Below are 14,256 nucleotides of genomic sequence, written 5' to 3'. Positions count from 1 at the left end.
CAGGCCATGGGGCCGACTATTCGCCGATGGAGAACCCGGCCTCCACTTCGGCGCGCGAGTACGACTTGAACGCGATGTGAGTGTCGGTGCGCAGCACGCCTTGGGTCTTGTTGATCCGGCCGGTCACCACCTCGGCGATCTGCTCGTGATTGCGAACCCGCACGACCGCGATGAGGTCGACGTCGCCCGCGCACGAATACACCTCGGTCACACCCTCGAGATCGGCCAGCGCCTGCGCGGTCTCGGCGATACGGGCGGCTTCGGCGTGGATCAACACGATCGCGGTAATCATGCCGCCGAGTCTATGTTTTCGGCGCTGTGTTTTTGGCGTCGGCTCCGCGAACCGTTGTGGTCGCCGTCGCCGTGAGCTAGGGCAGCCCGGGGTCATTTCAGCGGGTCGGCGTGGGTCAGGGAGGCGGCGCGGGCGGCGGATTCGGCGCGCTCTAGCCAGGACAGCCAGGGGCCCGCGCCGAGGCGGGGCTCGCAGTAGCCGGCGGTGGTGCGGACGATGCGGGTGCCCGGTTGGTCGAGCCAGCGGACGATCAGGGCCGTTTCCTCGGGTGGGGCGCCGCGCAGGGGAGGGTACGGCTCGTCGCACGCGGTGGCGAGGCGGGTCGGCACGACGGTTTCGGCGGAGGCGACGAGGCTCTCCACGACCGGCATGGGGGCGATGCCGCGGGTGGCGGTGCCCGCGGCGGCCAGGCGGCCGTAGCGGATGACGGCGAATTCCCAGCCGCCGGTGCCATCGGGTCGGGCGGCGATCAGTTCGGCGATGCGGGTCAGTGCCGAGAGGCGCTGGGTGCGGCGCAATGCCCGCACGACCGCGGCGAATCGGTCGCGTAGGCGGGCGGCGGCCTCGAAGTTCTCTGCGGTGGCGTGATTTTGGACCCGGTCGCGCATGGCTCGCAGGGGTGCGTCGCCGAGGCCGGTGAACAGGTCGCGCACCGCTCGCGGCGCGGGGGAGTACTCGGTCGAATCCAGGTGCCGTCCGGAGGCACCGGCCGGGCAGCCGCCGACCGCCGCGGGCGGGCAGTCGGCGCCGTGGCTGCCGTGCCGGGGAATGCGTGTGGTGCAGGTGCGCAGTCCGCAGTATTCGGCGAGGGTGGCGGCGACCTCGGTGGCCTCGGCGCGGGAGCCGAACGGACCCAGCGCATCCCGATTCGGGGTGCGGACGATCGCGAAGCGGGGGAACGGTTCCTCGGTGAGCGTGATCCACCAGGCCCGTTTGGGAAACTTCGAGCGTCGGTTGTACGGCGGCGTGTGCGCGACCAGCAGGCGCAGCTCCCGCACCCCGGCCTCGAGCCCGTGCGCACACGCCACATGGTCGACCCGGGTGGCCAGCGCCACCATTTCCCGCATGCGCGTGCGGGTCTCGGAACCGGTGAAGTAGTTGCGCACGCGGCGGCGCAGATTCACCGCGGTCCCTATATAGAGGACTTCCTCCGAGGGCCCCCGGAACAGATACACCCCTGGACCGGTCGGGAGATCGGCGGCGAGAAAGCGTTTGGACCGCTGGCGCCTGCTCACCTCCGGCAGATAGTCGACCAGTTCGGTCAGGCTGTGCACGCCCTGGTTCCCGACCCGTTCGATCAGCGCATGCAGGACATCGACGGTGGCGCGGGCATCGTCGAGGGCGCGGTGGGTCGGCATCGTCCGTGCTCCCAACAGCCGTGCCAGCGCGGACAATCGGACCGTCGGCGTCTCGTCACGGGCCAGGATGCGCCGGGCCAACTGCACGGTGCAGAGCACCTGGAAGGCGGGCCAAGCGATCGCGCAGCGGGCGGCGGCGGCCTTCAGGAAGCCCATATCGAAGCGCGCATTGTGGGCGACGAGCACTGCGCCGGAGGCGAATTCGAGAAAGCCCGGCAGCACCGCCTCGATCCGCGGGGCATCGCGCACCATCGCCGTCGTGATGCCGGTGACCTGAACGACCTGCGGCGGGATCGGACAACCCGGATCGACCAGGGTGGCGAATTCGCCCAATACCTCGCCCCCGCACACCTTCACCGCCCCGATCTCGGTGATCGCATCACCCTCCGGGCTGGTGCCCGTGGTTTCCAGGTCGACCACGACGAATGTGGTGGCATACAGCGGCGTATCAAGATCGTCGAAGGCCAGCTGGGCCGGACGCGGCGCGGTCTCGGGCACGGCGTGCAGCGTAGAGCGGGGGTACGACAAGTCGTCGTGGCGCGAAGAATGTCCGGTATGACGCTTCGGGCGATTTGTCGGAGAGGGTGCGAAGGGGCTGTCTACACCTGAATGAGACCAGGGTCACAGCAATTCGGTTCTGCTATCAATCCGGCGAGTCGACCCGAAGGTGGCGTAGCGGTGCCCGGGGCATGCCCGCCGACGAGCCCGTGATCGTTAACAAGAGGGAAACTGATCGGTCGCGTTTGACACGAAAGGCTCTTGCCGACGTGGTGATTCCCCAGTCTGCCCGGCGTGAAACCGATTCTCGCCAGACCGTTCTGACCGGCCGGTAGCTTGACGGAAACCCGCAGGTCGCGGGCCTGCGTTATTGTTTCGTGATTGGTGTGATTTATCTCGCAGAAGGCAGGGGTGGAAATTCTTGGGAACCCTGTTTTGGCATGTCTGCGGCTTTACAACGCGCCGTTATGCCCCCGTAACCTTTTCGAGACCTCACGGAGTCCGACGCACCACCGGGTGCGGCGTCGTGGGGCAGATGAGGAGTACCGCATCATGGCGATCAAGCGACAGGTCTTGGGGCTGCCTCGCAACGCCCACCGGGCCGTTGCGGCCGGAGCCGTTGGAGCTGCCACCCTCAGCGCTTTGCTGCTGCCCGCCGCGCCCGCCTCGGCGGCGCCGGTCACCGTTCCGGGCGTCGGGACCGTCGACGTGCCGGATCAGATCCTGGCTCAGATCCCGCCGGGTGCCATCCCGGCCAACATCCTTCCCCCGGGCTTCGAGATTCCGGGCGTGAACATCCCGGGTCCGGGCCTGGCCCCGCAGGAGACCGTCGGCCAGCGCGCGGTCGATGCCGCGATGAGCAAGGTCGGCGCGCCCTACTCGTACGGCGCCGCCGGTCCGAATGCCTTCGACTGCTCCGGCCTGGTGAAGTGGTCCTACGAGCAGGCCGGCATGGAGCTGCCGCGCACCAGCTACGAGCAGCTGTCCGCCGGCGCCCCGGTGTCGATGGACGACCTGCAGCCCGGCGACGTGGTGTCGTTCTACGGCGGCAGCCACTCCGGCCTGTACGTCGGCGACGGCAATGTCGTGCACGCCTCCACCTACGGCCAGCCCGTCTCCGTCGCGCCGATCTCCTCGATGCCGGTCGCGGGCGCCCGCCGCTACTGAGATTCCGGCGATTCCGGCACACCTTCGGTCGGAATCCGGGCATACGGGACGGGCGACCGTGATCATTCTGTGGCCTGCTGGACATAGACGGTCGCCGTTCCGTAACCTGATCGAGACCTTCGTGTGAGCACAGAAACGGGGCACGGCAGGCAGTGACAGGGCAGCGTCGCAACAACAGAACCAGACGCCTGGTAGGCGGCTCGCTGGCCGTGGGAGCACTGATCTTCGGGAGCCTCCCCGGCGGGGCCGCGGCCGATCCGGCCGCCGCGCCGGCCAGCGCCAGCGATGCCGTGCAGCGGCTGATCGATCTGTCGCATCAGTCCGAACAGCTCAACCAGCAGGCCCTGGCCGCACAGGCCGATCTCGACGCCAAGCAGGCCGTCGCCCGCGACGCCGAGGCGAAACTCGCCACCGCCAACGAGGCCGTCACGGCCGCCGAGGCGGAGATCCACAAGTATCAGCCGGTCATCGATCGCACCGCGATCGCCGCCTATCAGGGCGCCCGCACCAACCGCCTGTTCTCGGTGCTGGTCAGCGATTCCCCACAGCAGCTGCTGGACCAGATGTCCACGCTGGACGTGATGACCACCCAGACCCAGGATCAGCTGGCTCAGTTCCAGAAGGCGACCGATGCGGCCACCGCGGCGCAGACCGCGGCCCACACCGCCGCCGAGGCGGCCGAGGCGGCCTCGAAGAAGGCCGACGAGGTCCGCGCCGATCTGGAACGCAAGCGCGCCGATCTGCAGGGGTCGATCGCCCAGACGATCCAGGCGTGGGGCTCGATGTCGGCGGGTGACAAGGCTTCTCTGGCCGGGACGCTGTTCCCGCCCGGCTTCGATCGCGACGCCCTGCTGCGCGGGCTGGTGCCCGGCAGCGGAACCAGTGCTCTCGCCGCCGGACTCACCCGGGTCGGCGATCCGTACGTGTGGGGCGCGACCGGTCCCGATCAGTTCGACTGTTCGGGCCTGGTGCAGTGGGCGTTCCACCAGGTCGGCATCAACCTGCCGCGAACCAGTCAGGCGCAGGCCAATGTCGGCACGCCGGTCGACAAGAACCATTTGCAGCCCGGCGATGTGGTGTTCTTCTATTCGGATGTCTCGCACGTGGGTATCTACGCGGGCAACGGCCTGATGCTGCACGCCTCGACCTTCGGTGTTCCGGTCCAGGTGGCTCCGATGGGCTCGACTCCGTACCATTCCGCGCGGCGCTATTGGATCGGGATGCCGTAACCACACCGAGGTGAGGATGACTGCGTTGCTGCGGGTCCGTACCTGGCTGGCGGCGCGACGACGGTTCGAATTCGTCGCCACCGTCGCAACGGTGGTCGCGTTGACCGCGATCACCGGAGCCCTCGTGCTGCTACCGAAGTCGGCGCTGCCCAAAATGCGCCCGGAGCCCGCCGCCGCGCAGTTCGCGGCACCGCTCGTTCCGGCCGACCCGCAGCTGGCCGAGGTGCGCCGTGTGATGGAGTCCTACGGTCCCGTTGTCACCCAACAGGTGTCGGCCGAGGACGGCCGCCTGTCGGTGGTGTTCGGGCACCCCTACCAGCGCGCGGAGGTCGACACCCTGGCCCGCGAGATCGGCCCGGCGGTCGAGGCGGTGACCTCGGTGTGGGGACCGGACTGGTCTCGCGCGGCCGTAATCGCGGTTGCCTCCGGCCCGGCCGAATTCGCCGCCCTCACCCACGCCACGCATACGGTGTCGAGCGAGGTGGCCGCGGCGTCGGTCTCCGACCCCTTCCTGCCCGGCGCCCGGCCGACCGGTCAGCGGGTCGTGTTCGCGGCCGATGCGGGTCGCCGGCTCGGCGCCGATGGGCTGCGCGAAACGCTGCGGCACGAGCTGACCCATGTGGCCGCGCGGGCGCGGACGGTGGACGGTTCGCCGCAGTGGGTGCTGGAGGGCTTCGCCGAATTCTGCGCGCACCGTGGCGAACAGCGCAGTTTCGAGCAGCTGGCACCGACGGTCACCGCCCGCGCCCGCAGCGGTGAGTTGCCCGCCGACCTGCCGTCGGACGCGGCGTTCGCGCCCACGCCCGGCAACAATGCCGCCCTCGCCTACGAACAGGCATGGGCCGCCAACGCCTTCACCGCCGCCCAGTTCGGCGAAACCGAACTGGTCGACCTCTACCGCCACCTCGCCACCGGCCCGAAGGATTCCGCCGCCCTCGACGACGTCCTGCAGGACACCCTCGGCATCGGCCACGCCGATTTCGTCTCCCGCTGGCGCGACTGGATCAAATCCCGCACCTCCTGAGCCGAATCCGCGCACCGTCCCACACGGCTGTGCCGCCCCGCTGGCCTTGTGGCCCAAACGGTTTCATACCCCGTGGGCCCGGCGGGCCGCGGCGGCGGACGCGGCAATAGACTCGCCCCATGGCGCGCACCCTGCTGGTTACCAACGACTTTCCGCCGCGTCCCGGTGGGATCCAGTCGTATCTGCATTCGCTGGCCATGCAGCTGCCGGCGGACGAGCTGGTGGTGTACGCGCCGCGATGGCGAGGGGAAAGTCATCTGAAATTCGATGCCGACCAGCCGTTTCAGGTGGTGCGGCATCCGACGACGCTCATGCTGCCGACACCGCTGGTGCTGCGGCGGGCGGCGAAGCTGCTGCGCGACGAGCGCTGCGACACCGTCTGGTTCGGGGCCGCGGCCCCGCTGGCGCTGCTGTCGCCGCTACTGCGTCGCGCGGGGGCCCAGCGCATCGTCGCGAGCACACACGGTCACGAGGTCGGCTGGTCGATGCTGCCGGCGGCCCGGCAGGCGCTGCGAGTGATCGGCAATCACACCGATGCGATCACCTACGTCAGCAAATACACGCGGCGGCGGTTCTCGGCCGCGTTCGGCCCGCAGGCGGGGCTCGAGTATCTGCCGCCCGGCGTCGATACCGAGGTGTTCCGGCCGGATCCGGCGGCGCGGGCCGAACTGCGCGCCCGCTACGGCCTGGGGGAGCGGCCCACCATTCTGTGCCTGTCGCGGCTGGTCCCGCGCAAGGGTCAGGACATGCTGATCATTGCCATGCGCGAGATCAAGGAGCGGATCGACGGCGCGGTGCTGGTGATCGCCGGAAGCGGGCCCTACGAGGACAAGCTGCGCGCGCTGGCCACCGCCCTCGGCGTCGGCGACGACGTGGTCTTCACCGGCCGGGTGCCCGCCGCCGAACTGGCCGCACACCACACCATCGCCGACGTATTCGCCATGCCGTGCCGCACCCGCGGCGCCGGACTGGACGTGGAGGGCCTGGGCATCGTGTTCCTGGAGGCCTCGGCGACCGGCGTGCCGGTGGTGGCGGGCAACTCCGGCGGTGCCCCGGAAACGGTCCAGGAGGGCCGCACCGGCACCGTGGTCGACGGCCGCAACTACCGCCAGCTCACCGACGCCATCGTCACCATCCTGTCCGACCCCGACGCCGCCACCCGAATGGGCGCCGCCGGCCGCGACTGGGTGAGCGAACACTGGCGCTGGGATGTCCTCGGCGCCCGCCTGCGCGAACTGCTCGACGGCACCGCACGATCCAGCAGGACGGGCGGGTCGATGTAGGCTCGCCGCATGAGGGAGTCATGAGTGAGGCGGAGTCATGAGTTCTGTGCAGGTGGCTGATCAGACCTTTGTCGCTGCGCCGGGGGCGCGGGTTGCGGAGGTGCTTGCCGACCGTGGGCGGTGGCGGCGGTGGTGGCCGGATCTGACGCTCGAGGTGCGGGAAGATCGGGGCGACAAGGGGATTCGCTGGGTCGTGCGTGGGGCGCTGACCGGCACGATGGAGGTGTGGCTGGAACCCTGCCTGGACGGGGTGATCCTGCACTACTTCCTGCACGCCGAACCGCAGGGCGCGGCCACACTGTCGATGCGGGAGCTGATGGCGGTCAATCGGGCCCGGCGGGTGGCCGGTAAGAAGATGTCGTTCGAGGTCAAGGCCCGTTTGGAGGCCGGCCGCGCGGCCGGTGTCCCCCCGGCGCCGGTGCCCTCGGTCTCCTGATTCCGGCCGCGAGCATGCCGGAAACCATTCTCCCGTAGCCGGAAAGGAAACGCTGTCAGTCATGGCCGACCGGACCCAGAGGTCGATCATCATCGACGCCCCATCGGATCGGGTGATGGCCGTCATCGCCGACCTGGAGTCGTACCCGGAGTGGGTGTCGGCGGCCCGGTCGGTGGAGGTGCTCGACAAATTCCCCGACGGCCGCGCCCGCACCGCGCGCTTCGTGCTCGACGCGGGCGTCGTCAAGGACAGCTACGTGCTGTCCTACACCTGGCGTCCCGACGGTAAGGCCGTGACCTGGCAGCTGGTCAGCGGTGATCTGCAGCGGGCCCAGGACGGCACCTACGAGCTGATCGACCAGCCCGACGGCACCACCCAGGTGATCTACGAGCTGACCGTGGATCTGACGATCCCGATGATCGGCATGTTCAAACGCAAGGCCGAGAAGGTGATCACCGATACGGCGCTGAAGGAACTCAAGAAACGGGTCGAAGGCTGACCACTTCCGTGTCGTCGGGGCGCGCGGCGGGGACGCGTCTGGAGCTGTTCATCGGCAAGGGCGGGGTGGGCAAGACGACGCTGGCCTGCGCGACGGCCATGGCACACGTCCGCGCCGGAGAGCGGGTGCTGATCGCCTCGATGGATCAGGCCCATTCGCTCGGTGACGCTCTCGGTTTCCGGTTCCCGCACGATCCGGGCACGGTGGCCGGGGTGCGCACGGTCGCGCCCGGGCTGGACGTGACCGAGATCGATTCCCTTGCCCTGCTGGAGGATCGGTTCCGCGAGGTGGTTCGGATGCTGGCCGGGGCGGGTCACGACCACGGCATCGATCTGGCGGCCATGGATCCGGCCGAGCTCACCGGCCTGCCCGGCGTGCAGGAGTTGCTGATGCTCACCGAGATCGCCGACTATGCCGACGAGGACGACTGGGATGTCATCGTCGTCGACTGCCCGCCCTCGGCGGATATGTTGCGCATCGTCACCGCCCCCGAGACACTGCTGGGCTATCTGGATCGGATGTGGCCCGCGCATGCCCGCGTACTCAGTGCCACCGGGGCGGACCTGCGTCGCGCCGTGCTGGCCACGACCGTCGAGCGGATCGCGGCGGCGGTGACCGCGGTCCGGGATCTGCTGGCCGACCACCGCCGCACCGGGGCCCGCCTGATCACCGGACCCGAACGGGTGGCGCTGGCCGAATCCGCGCGGGTGCGCTCGGCCGCCGCGCTGCTGGGCCTGCGCCTGGACGAGGTGGTGGTGAACAAGGTGCTGCCGCCGGTCCCGCCCGCCGACCAGTCCGCCCACCCGGCCGTGCGGTGGTATCTCGACCGGCGGGCCGAACAGCTCGACGTGATTGCCGAACTGCGCCGCCGCCTGCCCGACGTGCCGGTGACCGTCGCCCATCACAGCGGTCCGGAGCCGGTCGGGCTCCCCGCGCTGACCGCGCTGTCGCAGTCGGTGGATTCGCGCGGGAACCGGGTAGTACCAGATCCAGACCCTATGCTTGGCGACGAAGCGGATACCGGGCCCGCCCGCGCCGGTGCGCCGAGTGTGCGTCTGGAATCGGGTGCGGGCCTGCACTCGGTGTTCGCGCTGCGGATGCAACTGCCCGTGGTCGACCCGGCGACGCTGCGACTGGGACGAGTGGAGGACGATTTGATCGTGGGAGCGGACGGGGTCCGGCGTCGGCTGCGCCTGGCGCCGGTATTGCGGCGATGCACGGTCGAGGGCGCCGAACTCGTCGGGGATCAGCTCGTGGTGCGTTTTCGTCCCGATCCCGAGGTGTGGCCGCAATGACCGACAGCGAGCGCGGCGCCGCCGGGCACACCCGCGACGATCATTTCGCCGAATTGGCCGAGGAACTGCGGCTGCTGGCCGAGGCGGTGCTCGAACGGGTGGAACCGGTCCTGCGCCGGGCCGCGGCCGACGGCCGGACCGAATGGGACAGCTGCAGCTGGTGCCCGGTGTGCGCGGCGGCCGCGCTGGTACGCGGCGAACACCACGATGTGGCGGCCGCCGTCGCCGACCACGGCATCGCCATCGTGACCGTGCTGCGCGAGGCCCTGGCGGGGGTGCCGGTGGAACCGGTCGTCCCGCCGGATCTCGAGCAGGACGACTCTGCCCCGCACGGGGATTCGGGCCCGGCGAGCCCGCCTGGGGGCGGTACGGCCGAGGCGGGTGATCCGCCCGCCGGGCCCGATGGCACGATGGGGCGAGTGTCCGAAACCGCACCCACGACTTCCTCCGGTACCACCGCCGCAGGTCGCCACGCCGACGATCGGGACCCCGGCGGCCGGCCGTCGTTCGGAACGGCATTGTTCGGCGCCGTGGCCGAGCGTCTCTCCAACGCCTCCACGGGCCGCGATTCGCGTGGCGGCACGGGCGATTCCGCATCCGGTGTCCGCCCGCGCGCCGGCAGGCGGTCCGGCTACATGCCGATCCCGGTGCACATCAAGGCATGACGACACGGATCGGGCGAGAGATGCCCCTCACCGTCGGAATCGATATCGGCGGCACCAATATCCGCGCCTCGGTGGTCGACGGCGCCGGTGAGGTGCTCGACACCGTGCAGGCCCCGACCCCGCACGCGGAGCAGGCGCTCGAGGACGGACTCGAGCGGGCCGTGCGCGAGCTGTGCTCCCGCCACACCATCGGTGCGGTCGGGCTGGCCGTGGCCGGATTCGTCGACGAGACCCGCTCCTCGGTGCGGTTCGCCCCGCATCTGCCGTGGGAGGACACACCTGTCGCGCATCGGCTCGGCGAGCGGCTCGGGCTGCCGGTCATCCTCGAGCACGACGCCAACGCCGCGATGTGGGCGGAGTACCGGTTCGGCGCGGCCGCCGGGGCGCACAACGGCGTGCTGGTGGCGATCGGCACCGGCATCGGCGCCGCGCTGCTGGTGGGCGGCGAGCTGTATCGCGGAAGTTACGGCGTGGCACCCGAATTGGGGCACCTGCAGGTGGTCCCGCACGGCCGGGCCTGCCCGTGCGGCAAGCGCGGCTGCTGGGAACGCTATTGCAGCGGAACGGCTCTGGTGGAGACCGCCATCGAGATGCTGGCCACCGATCCGGTGCGCTCGACGATCCTGGCGCGCGAGGTGTTTCGCGATCCGGGCTCGCTGACCGGTCGGCGGGTGGCCGGTGCCGCGCAGGACGGTGATCCGGTGGCGCTGCGGGTGATGGCCGATTTCGCGCGCTGGCTGGGGCTCGGCCTGGCCTTCGTCAGCGATATCTTCGATCCGGATCTGATCGTGATCGCCGGTGGTGTGAGTTCGTCGGCGCCACTGTTTCTCGACGACGCCCGCGATCACTACGCGGCCTCCATCACCGGGGCGCGGCACCGGCCGCTGGCCCGCATCCGCACCACTCAGCTGGGGGAGGCCGCCGGCATGATCGGGGCGGCGGAGCTGGCCCGTGCCGCGCTGACACCCAAACGCGCTGCGGGCGCGGGGGTTGCGACGAAGGCCGGGACGGGCCGCCGGACCAATGCCGCGGACCGGTCGGCCAAGGGCGCGAAGGGCGGCGGATCCGGCGCGTCGGCCGAACGCGCCGCGAGCCCGGACGGCAAGGCGGGCGCCCGGCGGTGACAGTGTGGTCCGAGCCGGTGTGAAATCCGCGTGCGGGCTTGGTCACAACTCGATACCGACGGTAGAGTCGGCACCGACGATTGGTGCCTGCGACGAGGCCGGTCCCGAAGGCTTACAGGGGAAAGGACGCGATGTTCTACTGGCTGCTGAAGTTCGTGTTTCCGGGACCGTTCATGCACCTCTACAACCGGCCCAAGGCCGAAGGCGTGGAGAATATCCCGACCCACGGCCCAGCCATCCTCGCCGGGAATCACCTGTCGTTCACCGACTGGCTGTTCACCCCCCTGATGAGCCCGCGCAGGATCACCTATCTGGCCAAGGCCGAGTACTTCACCACCCCGGGCCTGAAGGGCCGGTTGCAGAAGTGGTTCTTCTCCGGCGCCGGGCAGTACCCGATCGACCGCAGTGGCGCCGACGCCGCGGAAAGTGCGCTGAACACCGCGCGCAAGCTGCTGGAGGAGGGCCGCCTGGTGGGCCTCTACCCGGAGGGCACCCGCTCGCCGGACGGCCGACTGTACAAGGGCAAAACCGGCGTGGCGCGCCTCGCGCTGGAGACCGGCGTCCCGGTGATTCCGGTGGCGCTGATCGGGACCGACGAGGTGTGCCCGCCCGGTCCGTTCCGCTGGCGCCGCCGCAAGGTGACCGTGAAGTTCGGCGCCCCCATCGACTTCTCGCGCTACGAGGGCATGGGCGGTAACCGCTTCGTCGAGCGCGCCGTCACCGACGAGATCATGTACGAGCTGATGCGGATGTCCGGCCAGGAATACGTGGACGTCTACGCCGCCAGCCTCAAGAAGGCCGCCCCCTCCGACACCCGCCCCGACGCCGACCGCATCCCGGAGACCATCGCCTCCTGACGGCCCCGCCACCAGCCGCACCACTTATTCACACACGCACCCCCTTCAAGCCCTGAAGGGGGTGCGTGTGTCGGTAAGGGGTGCGGCTGGTGGGGCTAGGACGCCTGGCGGCGGCGGTATGCCTCGATCGCCTCGTACTTCGCGAGGTTGTGGCGGGCGTCGGCGAGCGCGTCGTGTGCGTCGGCGGGAACCGGCGGCAGCGGGGGGCGGCCGAACATCTCCCAGTACTGGCGCAGCTCGTTGGTGTAGCGGGGCAGGGCGGTGGGCAGATCCACCATCGACCCCCACAGCTGGCACAGCGCCACATGGTCGTAGGCCCCGACCCAGGCCCACAGCTGCGGCTCCACGCTCGCCCGCGGCACCAGGAACCGGTAGAGCTCGTCGCGGATCTGCTCGCGGCTGCGCCACAGCGGCGAGGCCGGGGCGGGAAGTTTGGGCAGCACATTGCGCCGCACCCAGGGCCCGGCCCGGTCCGGATCGAATTCGGTTGAGACCGCGTAATACTCGCGCCCGTCCTCGCAGACCACGCCGATCGAGACCAGGTCGATGACCCTGCCGTCCTCGATGAACTCGCAGTCGTAAAAGTATTTCAACGCGATCGGTCTGCTCCTCGTGCGGCGGTGCCGGTTCCGGCGGTCGGTTCGAGACTACGGACACACCGGGCCACTCCCGAGCACCGCCCCCTCACCTCCGGGTTACCACACCATGCACTACGGTCTCTATTCTGATCTGGTGAACTGGACCGTCGACGTACCGATCGATCGCTTGCCGGAACTGCCTCCGTTGCCCGCCGAGCTGCGTCGGCGTCTCGACGATGCCCTGGCCCGTCCCGCCCTGCAGCAGCCGTCCTGGGATCCGGACCTGGCCGCCAAGATGCGCACCGTGCTGGAGAGCGTGCCGCCGATCTGCGTGCCCGCGGAGGTGGAGGAGCTGCGGCAGCGGCTGGCCGAGGTCGCGCGGGGCGAGGCATTCCTGATGCAGGGCGGGGACTGCGCGGAAACCTTCGCCGACAACACCGAACCGCATATCCGCGGCAACATCCGCACCCTGCTGCAGATGGCGGTCGTGCTCACCTACGGCGCCAGCCTGCCGGTGGTGAAGGTGGCCCGCATCGCCGGACAGTACGCCAAACCCCGCTCGGCCGACCTGGATTCGCTGGGCCTGCGGTCCTACCGCGGCGATATGGTCAACTCGCTGGTGGCCGACGCCGCCCTGCGCGAACACGATCCGTCGCGGCTGGTGCGCGCCTACGCCAACGCCAGCGCCGCGATGAACCTGGTGCGCGCGCTCACCGGCGCGGGCATGGCCGATCTGCACAAGGTGCACGACTGGAACCGCGATTTCGTCGCCCAGTCCCCGGCCGGTGCCCGCTACGAGCAGATGGCCGAGGACATCGACCGCGCGCTGGCGTTCATGACCGCCTGCCGCGTCCAGGATCCGAGCCTGCAGGCCGCCAAGATCTACTGCAGCCACGAGGCGCTGGTCCTCGACTACGAGCGGGCGATGCTGCGCCTGGCCGAGAACGCCGCCGGGGATCCGGTGCTCTACGACCTGTCGGCGCATTTCCTGTGGATCGGCGAGCGCACCCGCCAGCTCGACGGCGCCCACATCGCCTTCGCCGAACTGCTGGCCAACCCGATCGGGCTGAAGATCGGCCCGTCCACCACGCCGGAGCAGGCGGTGGAATACGTCGAGCGGCTGGATCCCAACAACGAGCCGGGCCGGTTGACCCTGGTGTCGCGGATGGGCAACAACCGGGTCCGCGATGCGCTGCCGCCGATCATCGAGAAGGTGCAGGCCACCGGCCATCAGGTGATCTGGCAGTGCGATCCGATGCACGGCAACACCCACGAATCCTCCACCGGCTACAAGACCCGCCACTTCGACCGCATCGTCGACGAGGTGCAGGGTTTCTTCGAGGTGCACCATGCGCTGGGCACCCACCCGGGCGGCCTGCACATCGAGCTGACCGGCGAGAACGTCACCGAATGCCTCGGCGGCGCCCAGGACATCTCCGACCTGGACCTCGAGGACCGCTACGAGACGGCCTGCGACCCGCGCCTGAACACCCAGCAATCGCTGGAGCTGGCGTTCCTGGTCGCCGAGATGCTGCGGTGACGGTCCGGCAGTGAACGTCGTCTTCCGCGAGGACGGTCTCCGCCGGGTCGACCCGGCGGACCGGACCATTCTGCGGCTGCTGCGCGATCGCGACCGTGACGGGGTGCCGTCGGAGGTCGTGCTGCGCGACGGCAGCCGCCTGCTCATCTTCAACATCTCCTGGGGCTACGACCCGTCGGCGGTATCCGCGCAGGTGACCACGAATATCAGCCCGGCGGTCGGCGGTGCGCCGGTGGACGTGTTCACCACCGCCGCGGTGGTCGCGATCAACGATCCCGAAACCGGGACACCCCTACTCGCCGTCGCCTGATTCCGCCACCGGGGGATGTCATCGAGGTTAAAAGTTAGCCAAAGTGTTGCTGACTTGAGTTCCCTGGCGTAGTTTCGGGTCTGTCCGATTGCTCAGCGATC

Annotated in this window: 15 protein-coding genes; 12 read left to right on the top strand and 3 right to left on the bottom strand. The window is 69.8% G+C overall.

Annotated features, from left to right (window positions below; translation table 11 throughout):
- Window positions 1-16: 16 nt before the first annotated feature.
- Together IU452_RS16895 and IU452_RS16890 are read right to left on the bottom strand one after the other, a co-directional pair.
- Window positions 17-292, bottom strand: a complete 276-nt coding sequence (locus IU452_RS16895) for an Lrp/AsnC family transcriptional regulator (protein ID WP_195110005.1) — start codon at window positions 290-292, stop codon at window positions 17-19.
- A gap of 92 nt (window positions 293-384) precedes the next feature.
- A complete protein-coding gene (locus IU452_RS16890) occupies window positions 385-2,148 on the bottom strand; it encodes a DEDD exonuclease domain-containing protein (protein WP_195110004.1) in 1,764 nt (587 codons plus the stop codon).
- A 552-nt stretch (window positions 2,149-2,700) separates the two neighbouring features.
- Here IU452_RS16890 and IU452_RS16885 point away from each other — a divergent pair.
- The 10 genes from IU452_RS16885 to IU452_RS16840 all read left to right on the top strand — a co-directional run bounded on the left by IU452_RS16885 (window position 2,701) and on the right by IU452_RS16840 (window position 11,727).
- Window positions 2,701-3,315 carry a C40 family peptidase gene (locus IU452_RS16885; protein ID WP_195110003.1) on the top strand — a complete coding sequence of 205 codons (615 nt, stop codon included), beginning with the start codon at window positions 2,701-2,703 and terminating at the stop codon, window positions 3,313-3,315.
- Window positions 3,316-3,524: 209 nt separating this feature from the next.
- A complete protein-coding gene (locus IU452_RS16880; protein ID WP_324192671.1) occupies window positions 3,525-4,544 on the top strand; it encodes an NlpC/P60 family protein in 1,020 nt (339 codons plus the stop codon).
- Between the two features lie 16 nt (window positions 4,545-4,560).
- The gene (locus IU452_RS16875) at window positions 4,561-5,568 is read left to right on the top strand and encodes a hypothetical protein (RefSeq protein WP_195110002.1); all 1,008 of its coding nucleotides are present in this window, start codon (window positions 4,561-4,563) and stop codon (window positions 5,566-5,568) included.
- A 119-nt stretch (window positions 5,569-5,687) separates the two neighbouring features.
- The gene (locus IU452_RS16870) at window positions 5,688-6,851 is read left to right on the top strand and encodes a glycosyltransferase family 4 protein (RefSeq protein ID WP_195110001.1); all 1,164 of its coding nucleotides are present in this window, start codon (window positions 5,688-5,690) and stop codon (window positions 6,849-6,851) included.
- A 37-nt stretch (window positions 6,852-6,888) separates the two neighbouring features.
- Window positions 6,889-7,287 carry a polyketide cyclase / dehydrase and lipid transport gene (locus tag IU452_RS16865; RefSeq protein WP_195110000.1) on the top strand — a complete coding sequence of 133 codons (399 nt, stop codon included), beginning with the start codon at window positions 6,889-6,891 and terminating at the stop codon, window positions 7,285-7,287.
- Window positions 7,288-7,348: 61 nt separating this feature from the next.
- Window positions 7,349-7,786, top strand: coding sequence for an SRPBCC family protein (locus IU452_RS16860; RefSeq protein WP_195109999.1), 438 nt, complete (start codon window positions 7,349-7,351; stop codon window positions 7,784-7,786).
- 8 nt (window positions 7,787-7,794) lie between these two features.
- Complete coding sequence (locus tag IU452_RS16855; RefSeq protein ID WP_324192670.1) at window positions 7,795-9,081, top strand: ArsA family ATPase; 1,287 nt, start codon at window positions 7,795-7,797, stop codon at window positions 9,079-9,081.
- On the top strand, window positions 9,078-9,746 hold the full coding sequence (locus tag IU452_RS38180) for a hypothetical protein (protein WP_228817957.1): 669 nt from the start codon (window positions 9,078-9,080) through the stop codon (window positions 9,744-9,746). Before IU452_RS16855 ends, IU452_RS38180 begins: the two co-directional genes overlap by 4 nt.
- Complete coding sequence (locus IU452_RS16845) at window positions 9,743-10,870, top strand: ROK family protein (protein ID WP_195109998.1); 1,128 nt, start codon at window positions 9,743-9,745, stop codon at window positions 10,868-10,870. The genes IU452_RS38180 and IU452_RS16845 overlap by 4 nt, the downstream gene beginning before the upstream one ends.
- A 131-nt stretch (window positions 10,871-11,001) precedes the next feature.
- On the top strand, window positions 11,002-11,727 hold the full coding sequence (locus IU452_RS16840; protein WP_195109997.1) for a lysophospholipid acyltransferase family protein: 726 nt from the start codon (window positions 11,002-11,004) through the stop codon (window positions 11,725-11,727).
- 95 nt (window positions 11,728-11,822) lie between these two features.
- Here the strand turns inward: IU452_RS16840 and IU452_RS16835 are convergent, their stop codons facing one another.
- Window positions 11,823-12,320, bottom strand: coding sequence for a polyadenylate-specific 3'-exoribonuclease AS (locus tag IU452_RS16835; RefSeq protein WP_195109996.1), 498 nt, complete (start codon window positions 12,318-12,320; stop codon window positions 11,823-11,825).
- 139 nt (window positions 12,321-12,459) lie between these two features.
- Between IU452_RS16835 and IU452_RS16830 the strand changes: the two genes are divergently transcribed.
- Window positions 12,460-13,845 carry a class II 3-deoxy-7-phosphoheptulonate synthase gene (locus tag IU452_RS16830; RefSeq protein ID WP_195109995.1) on the top strand — a complete coding sequence of 462 codons (1,386 nt, stop codon included), beginning with the start codon at window positions 12,460-12,462 and terminating at the stop codon, window positions 13,843-13,845.
- Between the two features lie 10 nt (window positions 13,846-13,855).
- On the top strand, window positions 13,856-14,155 hold the full coding sequence (locus IU452_RS16825) for a hypothetical protein (RefSeq protein ID WP_195109994.1): 300 nt from the start codon (window positions 13,856-13,858) through the stop codon (window positions 14,153-14,155).
- Window positions 14,156-14,256 lie beyond the last annotated feature (101 nt).

Source organism: Nocardia transvalensis, assembly GCF_015477765.1.
GTDB classification, from domain to species: domain Bacteria; phylum Actinomycetota; class Actinomycetes; order Mycobacteriales; family Mycobacteriaceae; genus Nocardia; species Nocardia transvalensis_A.
Note: the sequence above shows the minus strand (reverse complement) of the source record. Positions and strands in the feature narration are given on the sequence as shown.

Excerpts from the sequence above, each read along its gene's own strand:
- IU452_RS16895 (WP_195110005.1), bottom strand. The coding sequence starts at position 292 with ATGATTACCGCGATCGTGTTGATCCACGCCGAAGCCGCCCGTATCGCC.
- IU452_RS16885 (WP_195110003.1), top strand. The coding sequence starts at position 2,701 with ATGGCGATCAAGCGACAGGTCTTGGGGCTGCCTCGCAACGCCCACCGG.
- IU452_RS16875 (WP_195110002.1), top strand. The coding sequence starts at position 4,561 with ATGACTGCGTTGCTGCGGGTCCGTACCTGGCTGGCGGCGCGACGACGG.
- IU452_RS16870 (WP_195110001.1), top strand. The coding sequence starts at position 5,688 with ATGGCGCGCACCCTGCTGGTTACCAACGACTTTCCGCCGCGTCCCGGT.
- IU452_RS16865 (WP_195110000.1), top strand. The coding sequence starts at position 6,889 with ATGAGTTCTGTGCAGGTGGCTGATCAGACCTTTGTCGCTGCGCCGGGG.
- IU452_RS16860 (WP_195109999.1), top strand. The coding sequence starts at position 7,349 with ATGGCCGACCGGACCCAGAGGTCGATCATCATCGACGCCCCATCGGAT.
- IU452_RS38180 (WP_228817957.1), top strand. The coding sequence starts at position 9,078 with ATGACCGACAGCGAGCGCGGCGCCGCCGGGCACACCCGCGACGATCAT.
- IU452_RS16845 (WP_195109998.1), top strand. The coding sequence starts at position 9,743 with ATGACGACACGGATCGGGCGAGAGATGCCCCTCACCGTCGGAATCGAT.
- IU452_RS16840 (WP_195109997.1), top strand. The coding sequence starts at position 11,002 with ATGTTCTACTGGCTGCTGAAGTTCGTGTTTCCGGGACCGTTCATGCAC.